13 protein-coding genes are annotated in these 12,003 nt (G+C 65.7%); 8 read left to right on the top strand and 5 right to left on the bottom strand.

Annotated elements, in window-relative coordinates; translation table 11 throughout:
- The first annotated feature begins 117 nt into the window (after positions 1-117).
- Genes otsB through ASE00_RS16425 form a run of 3 tightly spaced genes read left to right on the top strand, consistent with a single transcriptional unit; the run spans position 118 to position 4,054 of the window.
- The gene (gene otsB, locus ASE00_RS16435) at positions 118-876 is read left to right on the top strand and encodes a trehalose-phosphatase (protein ID WP_056382266.1); all 759 of its coding nucleotides are present in this window, start codon (positions 118-120) and stop codon (positions 874-876) included.
- Entirely contained in the window at positions 873-2,669 is a 1,797-nt protein-coding gene (locus ASE00_RS16430) for a glycoside hydrolase family 15 protein (protein WP_056382264.1), read from the top strand. The genes otsB and ASE00_RS16430 overlap by 4 nt, the downstream gene beginning before the upstream one ends.
- Positions 2,666-4,054 (top strand): alpha,alpha-trehalose-phosphate synthase (UDP-forming), encoded by a 1,389-nt coding sequence (locus ASE00_RS16425; RefSeq protein ID WP_235538719.1) that lies wholly within the window; start codon positions 2,666-2,668, stop codon positions 4,052-4,054. The genes ASE00_RS16430 and ASE00_RS16425 overlap by 4 nt, the downstream gene beginning before the upstream one ends.
- On the opposite strand, the gene ASE00_RS16420 is transcribed toward ASE00_RS16425, so the two are convergent.
- The 5 genes from ASE00_RS16420 to ASE00_RS16400 form a co-directional block, all read right to left on the bottom strand.
- Positions 4,014-5,129: a mechanosensitive ion channel family protein gene (locus ASE00_RS16420; protein WP_056382261.1), complete on the bottom strand. Its 1,116-nt coding sequence runs from the start codon at positions 5,127-5,129 to the stop codon at positions 4,014-4,016. The genes ASE00_RS16425 and ASE00_RS16420 overlap by 41 nt on opposite strands.
- A 73-nt stretch (positions 5,130-5,202) precedes the next feature.
- Positions 5,203-5,415 carry a hypothetical protein gene (locus ASE00_RS16415; RefSeq protein WP_056382259.1) on the bottom strand — a complete coding sequence of 71 codons (213 nt, stop codon included), beginning with the start codon at positions 5,413-5,415 and terminating at the stop codon, positions 5,203-5,205.
- An 81-nt stretch (positions 5,416-5,496) separates the two neighbouring features.
- Entirely contained in the window at positions 5,497-6,390 is an 894-nt protein-coding gene (locus ASE00_RS23890; RefSeq protein WP_056382258.1) for a hypothetical protein, read from the bottom strand.
- A gap of 27 nt (positions 6,391-6,417) precedes the next feature.
- The gene (locus ASE00_RS16405; protein WP_056382255.1) at positions 6,418-7,926 is read right to left on the bottom strand and encodes a YifB family Mg chelatase-like AAA ATPase; all 1,509 of its coding nucleotides are present in this window, start codon (positions 7,924-7,926) and stop codon (positions 6,418-6,420) included.
- Between the two features lie 67 nt (positions 7,927-7,993).
- Positions 7,994-8,494 carry a DUF3251 domain-containing protein gene (locus tag ASE00_RS16400; RefSeq protein ID WP_056382634.1) on the bottom strand — a complete coding sequence of 167 codons (501 nt, stop codon included), beginning with the start codon at positions 8,492-8,494 and terminating at the stop codon, positions 7,994-7,996.
- A 252-nt stretch (positions 8,495-8,746) separates the two neighbouring features.
- Here ASE00_RS16400 and rpmH point away from each other — a divergent pair, with 252 nt between their 5' ends.
- The 5 genes from rpmH to yihA are packed head-to-tail and all read left to right on the top strand — an operon-like array spanning position 8,747 to position 11,876.
- On the top strand, positions 8,747-8,881 hold the full coding sequence (rpmH, locus tag ASE00_RS16395) for a 50S ribosomal protein L34 (protein WP_056382253.1): 135 nt from the start codon (positions 8,747-8,749) through the stop codon (positions 8,879-8,881).
- 17 nt (positions 8,882-8,898) lie between these two features.
- Complete coding sequence (gene rnpA / locus ASE00_RS16390) at positions 8,899-9,219, top strand: ribonuclease P protein component (protein WP_082594759.1); 321 nt, start codon at positions 8,899-8,901, stop codon at positions 9,217-9,219.
- Positions 9,216-9,428 (top strand): membrane protein insertion efficiency factor YidD, encoded by a 213-nt coding sequence (gene yidD / locus ASE00_RS16385; protein ID WP_046192806.1) that lies wholly within the window; start codon positions 9,216-9,218, stop codon positions 9,426-9,428. Before rnpA ends, yidD begins: the two co-directional genes overlap by 4 nt.
- A gap of 28 nt (positions 9,429-9,456) precedes the next feature.
- Positions 9,457-11,199 carry a membrane protein insertase YidC gene (gene yidC, locus ASE00_RS16380; RefSeq protein WP_056382251.1) on the top strand — a complete coding sequence of 581 codons (1,743 nt, stop codon included), beginning with the start codon at positions 9,457-9,459 and terminating at the stop codon, positions 11,197-11,199.
- Positions 11,196-11,876, top strand: coding sequence for a ribosome biogenesis GTP-binding protein YihA/YsxC (gene yihA, locus ASE00_RS16375; RefSeq protein ID WP_056382249.1), 681 nt, complete (start codon positions 11,196-11,198; stop codon positions 11,874-11,876). Before yidC ends, yihA begins: the two co-directional genes overlap by 4 nt.
- The last annotated feature ends 127 nt before the right edge of the window (positions 11,877-12,003 follow it).

The raw sequence follows: 12,003 nt of genomic DNA, 5'->3' as shown, positions 1-12,003 counted from the left end.
ATCTGCAACGGAACCGGGGAGCCTCCCAGGCGTCCTTCCTTCGGTTCACCCCGGCAACAACCCGGTCGAGCCATGAAGTGCTTGATCTGCTTGGCATTATTGCAGCGAAGGAATGACATGCTGTCCCGGCCCAACCAACCGGTCCTTTCTCCACCGCCCGCGATCGATCCGGCGCGGCACAGCCTGTTCATCGATTTCGACGGGACTTTGGTGCCGCTCGTCGATCATCCCGATCTGGTGCGCGCCGACGCCGAGCTGATCGAACTGCTCACCGCGCTCGGCGCGCGTTTTCCAGGGCGGCTCGCGCTGGTCAGCGGCCGTTCGATCGACCAGCTCGACCATATGATCGGGCCGGTCACGCGCGATATTGCGATGGCGGGAAGCCATGGCGCCGAAGTGCGCCGTGACGGCCATCTGATTGAGCCGCCGCGCCCGGCAGGGCTCGACGCGGCGATCGCCGAGGTGCGCAGCTATGGCGCAGGGCATCCCGAAATGATCATCGAGGAAAAAAGCCACGGCGTGGCGATGCATTATCGCGTTGCGCCAATTCTGGAGGAACCGGTCAAGCGCCGCGCCCATGCGATCGCCGAGCGTCACGGATTGCAGGTCCAGCCCGGCAAGATGATGGTCGAGATACGCGGGCCCGGCTGGGACAAGGGCGAGGCGGTCGCCGCGCTGATGGCCGACGCGCCGATGGCGGGCAGCCTGCCGGTGGTGATCGGTGACGACCTCACCGACGAACCGGCGCTGCTGCTGGCGGTGGAGATGGGCGGCTTCGGCGTCATCGTCGGCGGCGGCGGGCGCGAGACCGCCGCGCTCCACGCGCTCGCCGACGTCGGGGCGGTGCGCCGCTGGCTATGGGATGTGGCGGGATGACCGCTACGCTCGACCTTTGGCCGATCGGCAATTGCCAGGTCTCCGCGCTGGTCGACCGGGCCGGACGCTTTGTCTGGGCATGCGTGCCGCGCGTCGATGGCGATCCGGCCTTTTGTTCGCTGCTCGACGACAACCCGCCTTCGACCGAAGGCGCGCGGGGCTTCTGGGAAATCGATATCGAGGACCGCGCCGAGACCGAGCAGCATTATCTGCGCAACACCCCGATCCTCGTCACCCGCCATACCGACAGCGCGGGCAATGCGATCGAAGTGACCGACTTTTGCCCGCGCCACTTCCGCCATAGCCGCATGTACCGTCCGGTCGCCTTTGTCCGCATCGTCCGTCCGGTGGCGGGAAGCCCGCGCATCCGTGTCCGTCTGCGTCCGGCGCTCGACTGGGGCGCGGCCGATCCGGTACGTACGCATGGCTCCAACCATATCCGCTATGTGCTGAGCGATACGACTTTACGGCTCAGCACCTCCGCGCCGATCGGCTGGATCGAGAGCGAGCGGCTGTTCCGGGTCGAAAAGCCGCTGCACTTCTTCCTCGGACCTGACGAGAGCTTCGTCGGCGATATCGGCGATACGCTCGACACGATGCTGGAGCATACGGCGCAGGAATGGCGCAAATGGGTACGGGCGCTGGCGACCCCGGTCGAATGGCAGGAGGCGGTGATCCGTTCCGCGATCAGCCTGAAGCTATGCCAGCATGAGGAGAGCGGCGCGATCGTCGCGGCGCTGACCACGTCGATCCCCGAACATGCCGGGTCCGAACGCAATTGGGACTATCGCTACTGCTGGATTCGCGATGCCTATTATACGGTGCAGGCGCTCAACCGGCTCGGGGCGCTCGACGTGCTCGAAAGCTATCTCGAATATCTGCGCAACATCGTCGACAACGCCAAGGGCGGGCACATCCAGCCGCTCTACGGCGTCGGCGGCGAGGAGACGCTGGAGGAGCGGATCGCGCCCGGCCTCAACGGCTATCGCGGCATGGGGCCGGTGCGTGTCGGCAACCAGGCCTATGAACAGATTCAGCACGACGCTTATGGTCAGATCATCCTTTCCAACGCCCAGGCCTTTTTCGACCGGCGGCTGTACCGCATGGCGGGGACGGAGGATTTCCGCGCACTCGAAAAGGTGGGCGAGCATGCCTGGGCGGTGCACGACAAGCCCGATGCCGGGCTTTGGGAGCTGCGCACCAAGAGCCATGTCCACACCTATTCGGTAGCGATGTGCTGGGCGGCGTGCGACCGGCTGGCCAATGCCGCGGCGGCGCTGGAAATGCCCGAGCGCGAACTGTTCTGGCGCGACCGCGCCGACCGGATAAGGGCGCGGATCGAGCAGGCCGCCTGGCGCGAGGACACGCAGCGCATTTCGGCGACTTTCGGCGGCGACGATCTCGACGCCAGCCTGATCCAGTTGCTCGACCTGCGCTTCGTGAAGCCCGGCGACGAGCGCTTCCAGGGCACGCTCCGCGCGGTGGAGGAGGGGCTGCGGCGCGGATCGCACATGCTGCGCTATGCGACCGAGGATGACTTCGGGCTGCCGCATACCGCTTTCAACGTCTGCACCTTCTGGCTGATCGAGGCGTTGTGGCTGACGGGTAGAACAGAGGATGCGCGAGACTTGTTCGAGGAAATGCTGTCGCGGCGCACCCGCGCGGGGCTGCTGTCCGAGGACATCGACCCCGCGACCGGCGAGCTGTGGGGTAATTATCCGCAGACCTATTCGCTGGTCGGCATGATCAACTGCGCGTCGCTGCTCAGCAAGCCGTGGAGTTCGGTGCGGTGAGCCGGCTGGTCATCGTCTCGAACCGCGTCCAGCCGCCGACCGGCGAGGGCGGCGGCAACCAGGGTGGCCTCGCGGTCGCGCTGTCGGCGGCGCTGCGCGAATCGAGCGGCATCTGGTTCGGCTGGTCGGGCGAAGTCACCGATCAGTTCACCGGCCATATCAACCTGCAGCGCAATTACGGCGTCACCACCGCGACGATCGACCTGGAGGAGCAGGACGTCGACGAATATTATAATGGTTACGCCAACCGCACGCTGTGGCCGCTCTTCCATTACCGGATGGATCTGGCCGAGTTCGAGAGCGGCTTCGCCGAGGGCTACGAGCGGGTCAACCAGCGCTTCGCCGAGACGCTGGAGCCGCTGATCGAGGGCGATGACCTCGTTTGGGTCCACGACTATCATATGTTTCCGCTCGGCCAGTATCTGCGCGACCGCGGCATCGCGAACCGGATGGGCTTCTTCCTGCACATTCCCTGGCCGCCCTATCGGCTGCTGCTGTCGCTGCCCAACCACCGCCAGCTGGTCGAGACGCTGTTCGCCTATGATGTCGTCGGCTTCCAAACCCAGGATTCGCTCGGCAGCTTTCACGACTATGTGCTTCAGGAAATGGGCGGCACCATCGATGAGGACGGCCGGGTGACGGTAGGCGACCGCTCGGTGATCGCGATGGCTTGCCCGATCGGAATCGACACCGCCAACTTCCTGCAGGCGGCCGAGTCCCCCGCCGCGCGCTATGCTTGCTACCGAGCGCGTCAGAGCAGCACCGGCCGCGACATGATCATCGGCGTCGACCGGCTCGACTATTCGAAGGGGCTCGAGGAACGCTTCCTCGGCTATGAACGGCTGTTGCAGACCGACGAGGCACTGCATGGCGAGGTCTTTTTGCTACAGATCGCGCCGCCATCGCGCGGCGACGTCCAGAGCTATCGCGAGATTCGCGCCTCGCTGGATTCGCTTTCGGGGCGGATTAACGGCGCCTATGCCGATGTCGAGTGGGTGCCGATCCGCTACGTCAATCGCGGCTACCCGCGCGATCGGCTGGCTGGGATCTACCGCGCCGCCAAGATCGGGCTGGTGACGCCGCTGCGCGACGGCATGAACCTGGTCGCCAAGGAATATGTCGCGGCGCAGGACCCGGAAGATCCCGGCGTCCTGATCCTGTCGCGCTTCGCCGGCGCGGCCGAGCAATTGACCGAGGCGCTGCTGATCAACCCCTACAGCCCCGAGGAGATCGCCGAGGCGATCAAGCAGGCGCTCGAAATGCCGCTGGAAGAGCGCCAGGCGCGCTGGCGCGCCTGCATGGACAATGTCGAGCGTGAAGATGTGCTCTGGTGGCGCAAGCGCTTCACCGATGCGCTGGAAGGGGCGATCCAGTCGGTGGCGTGACGCCGCCGTTTACCGGCATCTGTCGTCGGCGGGGCAACGCCTCGGGCATGTCGTTCGCGACAAAGGCGATCAGCGCCTCGCGCACGTCGCAACGCAGATCGAAGGCGAGCGCGGCGTCGTGCGCGGTGACCAGCACGCGCAGTTCGATCGTCTCCTCCTTCACGTCGGTCAGCTGAAGGTTCCAGAAGCGCCGGTCCCATCGCGGATTGGCGGCGATCACCTCTCCCGCCTTCTCGCGGATGCGGGGGATGTCGGCTGCGGGATCGACATAGAGGAACACCGATCCCATCAGGTCCGACGTCGTCCGCGTCCAGTTCTGGAAGCTCTGCTCCAGGAATTTGGCGACGGGCACGACCAGCCGGCGATCGTCCCAGATGCGGATCACGACATAGGTCAGCCTTATCTCCTCGATTCGTCCCCATTCGCCGTCGATGATCACGACATCGTCGATCCGGATCGGCTCTGTGAAAGCCAGCTGGATGCCAGCAATGAGATTCTTGAGCGCGGGCTGTGCTGCGGCGCCTACTGCTAGCCCGGCGAGCCCCGCCGAGGCGATCAGCGTGACACCGACGTTGCGCACCGCAGGAATGCTGAGCAGCATCATGCAAGCGGTAAGAAAGACAACGGTGAAGATCGCGATCCGCGTCAGGATCGCGACTCGGGTGCGCCGCCGCCGGGCGCGCAGATTGTCGGCGACGCTGATGTCGTGGCGGATCGTGGTTACATCGTCGAGCGCGCGGATCAGCGCGATGGCGAGCCAGCCGATCAGACCCGGGAGAACGAATCCTGCCGCCTGCTGCCACAGTGCCTGCGCCCAAGGTTCAAGGGGCAGGCCGCGCTGGGTGACGCTGAGCGCCAGCGCGGCGAGAACCCACCGCATTGGATTGGCCATGCGGGCGAGCACCATGTCGTCGCCTCGTCCGGGCGTTCGGCTGGTCAGCCGGCGCAGCATGGCTACGATGATCCGATGGGCGAGCAGCGCCAGGCCGAGGGCGGCGGCCAGTGTCGCGGATACCTCTATCGCGGCAGCCAGCGACGGCCGGAGGCGCAGCACATCGATCAGGAAATCATGCATCGCCAAGCAACGTCAGTAATCTTGAGGGAGTTCCAGGATGGCGGCAGACCGGGGACGACGGCGGACAGGCCGTTCAGGCGGGACGGAGACTGCTCAGCCGTGCTGCAACCACCAAGGCTGCGCCGTTTCGGTGGAACAACGCCACGCAACGATCCGCACAGCGCAAGGCATAGTCCGAACCGCGCGCAAGCAGTCGGCCCTTCCGCAGCGCTTCTTCGTCATTCCCAGCCTCGAACAGCTTATCGGGCTTGAGCTTGTATCTGTCCCTTAGCCGATAGACGGCCATCGCAACCTCCGTCCTGTGATGATCAGGACGCGGAGATAGCGGCGATGTTCCCTACCAGAGAGGGCGCGCGCCTGCGCGTGCCTATTCGCCGACGTAATTGCCTTTCGGCGTCATATGGCAGGCGCCTGCGACATAAGAGCCATCGGGGCACCTGACCGGTTTGCCCGAACCGCCGATATAGCGGCCGTTGGGGGCCATTTGCGGGGTGCCTCCGACGAAATCGCCATTGGGCGTCAGCATCGGCGTGCCGCCGACATAATTTCCCTCGGGGGTCATCACGCAGCCCGATCCGCCCACATAGCTTCCATCAGGGCAAAGATGAACGTTTGGCGAGAAGGCGCCCACGCCTATATCGTGCGTCGTCTCCTGCTGATAGGCGAGCGCGGCGACGATGCCGATCAGGATCGCGCTGCGGACCTGCACGGCGCGGGCATGTTCCTCGGCGCGCGCGGCGTGATAGGATTGCAGATCGCGTTCGATCAGGCGAAGTTCGGCAGCGGCGCCTTCGATCTTGCCGCGATCCTGGGCCAGTCTTTCCACCGCCCCGACCCATGCGAGCAGGCCGATATCCTTGCCCGGCGTGGATTGCCGGATGCCGCTCTCGGCCGCGTCCGCGGTTGCGATTTTGGTTCTGAGCTCTTCGACCCGGCTCTGCATCCAGGCGTCGGTGGCAGCAGGCGTGGGCTTCTTCTGCATGAACTGCTGCAACTGCGACAGCATCTCATAGCGGCCATAGAGAGTGGAAAGCTGGCGGGTGTCGCCGAGTGCGGTGCTGAGCGCTTGCCCGGCGGACGGGTCCGCCGCATTGATCGAGGCCACGGCGCGCGCGGCGGATTGCTGCGTGCGGTTTTCGGCGTTCACACGCTGCGCGCTATATTGCTCGACCCGCTCTTCGCAGGCGCGCAGAAAATCCTTTTGTACCGAGGCGTTGGCGACGGCGGATAACAACAGCAGCCCGGCAAGCAGTCCCTTCATCGGTCGCATCGCAGCGCTTGCTCCCCTTCAATTTGCGGGCATACGTCGCCGGTAGCTCAAGGCTTCGGCGATATGGACGCGGGTCACCGAGTCCGATCCGGCGAGATCCGCGATCGTCCGCGCCACTCGCAGCACGCGGTGATAGCCGCGCGCCGACAATTTCATTGCCTCGGCAGCCTGGGCCAGCAACTTGCGGCCCGGCTCGTCGGGCGTCGCTGCCTGGTCGAGGAGGTCGCCATCGGCCTCGGCATTGGTGCGGACGCCATGGCCGGCATAGCGCTCCGTCTGGATGGCGCGCGCCGCCGCGACGCGGGCGGCGACCTCGGCCGAGCCCTCGGCGGGCGGCGGCAGGACGAGGTCGGCGGCGCTGACCGCGGCGACGTCAACATGCAGATCGACGCGGTCGAGCAGCGGGCCCGACAGCTTGGTCTGATAGTCGACGGCGCATTTCGGCGCGCGCGAGCAGGCGAGGGCGGCGTCGCCAAGATGGCCGCAGCGGCACGGGTTCATTGCCGCAATCAGCTGCACCCGCGCCGGGAAGGTGACATGCGCATTGGCGCGCGCGACCGAGACCTTCCCAGTCTCCAGCGGCTGACGCAGCGAATCGAGCACGGTGCGCTGGAACTCCGGAAGTTCGTCGAGGAACAATACGCCGAGATGGGCGAGACTCACCTCGCCGGGGCGGACCTTCAGCCCGCCGCCAACCAGCGCCGCCATCGACGCCGAATGGTGCGGGCTGCGGAAGGGGCGGGCGCGGCTCAGCCTGCCATCCTGCAATTCGCCCGCGACCGAGGCGACCATCGAAACTTCCAGAGCTTCGGCGGGAGTGAGATCCGGCAATATGCCCGGAAGACAAGCCGCCATCAGCGACTTGCCCGCGCCGGGCGGCCCGCTCATCAGAAGATTGTGGCCCCCCGCAGCCGCGATCTCCAGCGCGCGCTTGGCGGTCTCCTGTCCCTTCACCTGCTTGAGATCGGCGAGGATGACGGGCGCGTCGGCGCTCCCCGGCTGCGGCGGGGTGAGCGGCGCGCCGCCCTTGAAATGGCCGATCAGCGAGAGGAGGTCGGGCGCGGCCAGCACCTCAATGTTGCCGGCCCAGGCAGCCTCGGGCCCTTGTGATGCCGGACAGACAAGGCCGAGATCGCGTTCGGAAGCATGGAGCGCGGCGAGCAGCACGCCCGGCGCCGGCGCGACCCGGCCGTCGAGCCCGAGTTCGCCGACCACGACATAGGAAGCCAGCGTCTCGGCATCGATGACTCCCATCGCGCCAAGCAGACCGAGCGCGATCGGCAGGTCGTAATGCGAGCCTTCCTTGGGCAGATCTGCCGGCGAGAGGTTGACCGTGATGCGCTTCGGCGGCAGCGCGAGCCCGATCGCCGACAGCGCGGCATGGACCCGCTCGCGGCTCTCGCCCACCGCCTTGTCGGGCAGCCCGACGACGAGGAACTTTGGCATGCCCGGCGCGATCTGCACCTGCACGTCGACGGCGCGGGCCTCCAGCCCGAGAAACGCGACCGTCGCGACATGCGAAACCATTCATCAGCCCTCGATGTTCTTGGCCTGTTCTAATCGGGAGGCATTTCGAATGTCGAGAGCTTATTGGCTATTGGCTGAGCAGGTCGACTGTGCCGCTGTCGAAGTTCGATATCCGCACCCAGCCGAGTTGCGTGGGCGGGAAGCCGGCGAGATCGATCGGATATTGCCGCCAGCTGCCGGGCAGCAGCGGCTGCGGCGCGGCGAAGTGCAGGCTGTGCGAACCATTGGCAGGCAGCGGCAGACCCTTGCTGTCATTGCCGCCCCATTCGATCTTGGCGGTCATGCCGGTGAGGCGCGCGGTGCTGGGATTGCCAAAGTCGAGGATCACCCGCGATCCCCCCGCCTGCGGCTGGATATCGGCGATCGCCACCGGCAACCTGCCCACATCGGTGTCGATCAGGCCATAGCCGGTATCGCCGGGCTTAAGCGTGATCGCCTTGTGCTCACCGATTGCGGCTTCGGCCTTGGCAAGCCGCTCCTCGATCGCCTTCAGGCGGGTATCGGTCTTCGAATTGCAGGCGCTGAGCGCGGGCAGCAGCAGAAGCAGAGCGATGGCGGGGCGGCGCATGATGTCCTCCTTGAAACCCTCATTGGCGCTCCGAACGCATGTGAAACGAAAACGAGCCATGGAGCGAAACGATTCTCGTCCCCGCCGTAGGAGTGACAGCTCTCGGTGGAATGACGACAGGCGGCGGGCACTTTCCCGAAGTTGCGGGCCGCAGATTGATTGACTCCTACCCGCCTTTTGAGTAGGCGCACCCCCTGTTAGCGGCTGCCGCAGGTTCGGCGGCCCTTTTGTTTTGAATTTGAGGCAAAGACGATGAAGCGCACTTTCCAGCCGAGCAACCTGGTCCGCAAGCGGCGCCATGGCTTCCGTTCGCGCAGCGCAACCCCTGGTGGCCGCAAGGTTCTGGCCGCCCGCCGCGCCCGCGGCCGCGCCAAGCTGTCGGCCTGAGCCCGAGTCCCTACGCGGTGCTTCAGCGCCGCGCGGATTTTCTGGCGGCCAACAGCGGCAGGCGCGCGCCGATGCCCGGCTTCGTCCTGCTCGTCCGGCCCCGTGGCGATGACGATCCCGTCATGCGCCTCGGCATCACCGTTACCAAGAAGATCGGCAATGCGGTGGTCCGCAACCGCATGAAGCGGCGCTTCCGCGCGCTCGCACGAGAGCTGCTGCCGCAGGCCGGCGTGGCCGGGGCGGACCATGTGCTGATCGGCCGCGCGGGCGGGATCGAACAGGATTTCGCCGAGCTGCGCGCCCATCTCCTCAAGGCTTTGGGCAAGGTCGTGAAATGATTGGCCGGGCGATCATCCTGCTGGCGAAAGCCTGGCAGAAGGGCCCGTCGCTGATCCTGCCGCCCACATGCCGCTATATGCCGAGCTGTTCGGCCTATACGATCGAGGCCGTCTCGCGCTATGGCGCGCTCAAAGGCGGGTGGCTTGGGCTCCGCCGGATCTGCCGATGCCACCCCTGGGGCGGCTCGGGCTATGATCCGGTGCCCTGATCTTTCCTAGGATTTCCGGGAGTTTTTGGTGGATAACCAGCGCAACATGATCCTCGCGATCGTCCTGTCGGCGATCGTCCTGTTCGGATGGCAGGCGCTCAGCGACCGATTCTTCCCGGTTGCCAAACCCCCCGTTACCAAGATTCAGGGCGGCAAGGAGCAGGTCCTGCCCCAGCCCGGCGCGGACCCCGCCGCCGACAGCCCGGGCGCTATTCGCGCGCGCAACGTCGTCCTCGGCGAAACCCCGCGTGTCGCGATCGACACCCCCAAGCTCGCCGGCTCGATCAACCTGAAGGGCGCGCGGATCGACGATCTGGTGCTCAAATCCTATAAGGAAACGCTGAAGAAGAACTCGCCGCCGATCCGGCTGCTGTCGCCCAGCGGGTCGCCCGAGGCCTATTATGCCGGCTTCGGCTGGACCGGCGATGGCGTCGACGCACCGGGGCCGAACACGGTGTGGACCGCGATGGGCACGACGCTGACGCCGTCCACCCCGGTTACGCTGAGCTGGACCAACCAGCGCGGCCAGCGCTTCGACACGGTCTTCACGGTCGACGCAGATTATATGTTCACCGTCACCCAGAAACTGTCGAACAGCGGCGTCGGCGCAGTCTCGGCGCGGCCCTATGGCCTGGTGTCGCGCGACGGCGTGTCGAAGGACCATTCGACCTGGACGCTGCACACCGGCCCGATCGGTGTGTTCAACGACGCCGCCAATTATGACCTGAGCTTCGACAAGCTCGACGAGGCCGGCAAGGCGGGCACCCGCTTCGCCAGCACCGGCGGCTGGCTCGGCTTCGGTGACAAATATTGGCTGACCGCGCTCGTCCCCGACGGCAAGTCGGCGGTCGAGGCGGGTTTCCTGTCGACCGCGCCCAAGGTCTATCAGGCGGTGCAGACCGGCAAGCCGCTGGTGATCGCGCCCGGCAAGAGCGGCCAGATATCGCAGCGCTTCTTCGCGGGCGCCAAGGAAGTCGCGCTGCTCGACCGCTATGAAGCCCAAGGCGGCGTGCAGATGTTCAGCCGCGCGATCGACTGGGGCTGGTTCCGGGTGATCGAGAAGCCGATCTTCTGGGTGCTCGATCAGGTCTTCAAGCTGGTCGGCAATTTCGGCGTGGCGATCATCATCCTCACCTTCCTGGTGCGCGGGCTGATGTTCCCGATCGCGCAGAAGCAGTTCCGCTCGATGGCTGGCATGCGCCGCGTCCAGCCGAAGATGAAGGAATTGCAGGAACGGCATAAGGACGACAAGCCGCGTCTCCAGCAGGAGCTGCTCAAGCTCTATCAGGAGGAGAAGGTCAATCCGCTCGCGGGCTGTCTGCCGATCCTGATCCAGATCCCGGTCTTCTATGCGCTGTACAAGGTGCTGATGGTGACGATCGAGATGCGGCACCAGCCCTTCGCGCTGTGGATTCGCGATCTCTCGGCGCCCGATCCGCTCCACATCCTGAACCTGTTCGGGCTGCTCGACTTCACCCCGCCGGCCTTTCTGGGCATCGGCATCCTCGCGCTGCTGCTCGGCGTGTCGATGTGGCTGCAGTTCAAGCTGAACCCGACCCCGATGGAGCCCGCGCAGCAGCAGGTGATGTCGCTGATGCCGTGGATCATGATGTTCATCATGGCGCCCTTCGCGGCGGGCCTGCTGATCTACTGGATCACTTCCAACTTCCTGACGATCGCGCAGCAGGCTTGGCTCTATCGCCAATATCCGGTGATGGATGTTCCCGCCTCGGCGAAGACCGTAACCGTAGCGGCGACCAAGAAGAAGTGAGTGACGGCCGGACCGAAGGCGAGGGCCCCGAGATCGATCTGATCGAGCCCGCGCGCAAGCTGTTCGCGGGCCCGGTCAGCTTCCTCAAGTCTGCACCGGACCTGCGCTTCCTGCCTGACGCCGACGCGCCCGAAGTGGCCTTTGCGGGCCGATCGAACGTCGGCAAGTCGTCGCTGCTCAACCGGCTGACCAACCGCAGCGGCCTCGCGCGCACCTCGAACACCCCGGGCCGCACGCAGGAGCTCAACTTCTTCGACGTCGGCGCGACGGAGGAGGGCGGGGTGCCGGTGCTGCGGCTGGTGGACATGCCCGGCTATGGCTTCGCCAAGGCGCCCAAGGACATCGTCCGCAAGTGGCGCCATGTGGTGAACGATTATCTGCGCGGCCGCGTGGTGCTGCGCCGCGCGCTGGTGCTGATCGATGCGCGCCACGGCATCAAGGATGTCGACCGCGAGATCATGACGATGCTCGACAAGGCGGCGGTGACCTATCACCTCGTCCTGACCAAGGCCGACAAGATCAAGGCGAGCGAGCTTGCGGCAGTGACTGCGGCGACCGAGGCCGAAGGCCGCAAGCATGTGGCCGCGCATCCGAAGCTGCTGGTGACGTCGAGCGAGAAGGACTTCGGCATCGCCGAACTGCGTGCGGCGATCCTGGAATCGATCCAGTCCAACTGAACGCTCCGCTCCCGCTCATCCTGAGTAGCCACTGAGCTTGTCGAAGTGACGTATCGAAGGACGTCCTTCGATGCGGCCTTCGCTTTCGCTCCTTACTCAGGATGAGCGGAGTGGGTGGGAAAGCGGA

The sequence above is a fragment of the Sphingomonas sp. Root710 genome (genome assembly GCF_001429065.1).
Taxonomy (GTDB): Bacteria; Pseudomonadota; Alphaproteobacteria; order Sphingomonadales; family Sphingomonadaceae; genus Rhizorhabdus.
The sequence above is the reverse complement of the archived record's forward strand: the minus strand, read 5'-3'. Positions and strand labels throughout refer to the sequence as shown.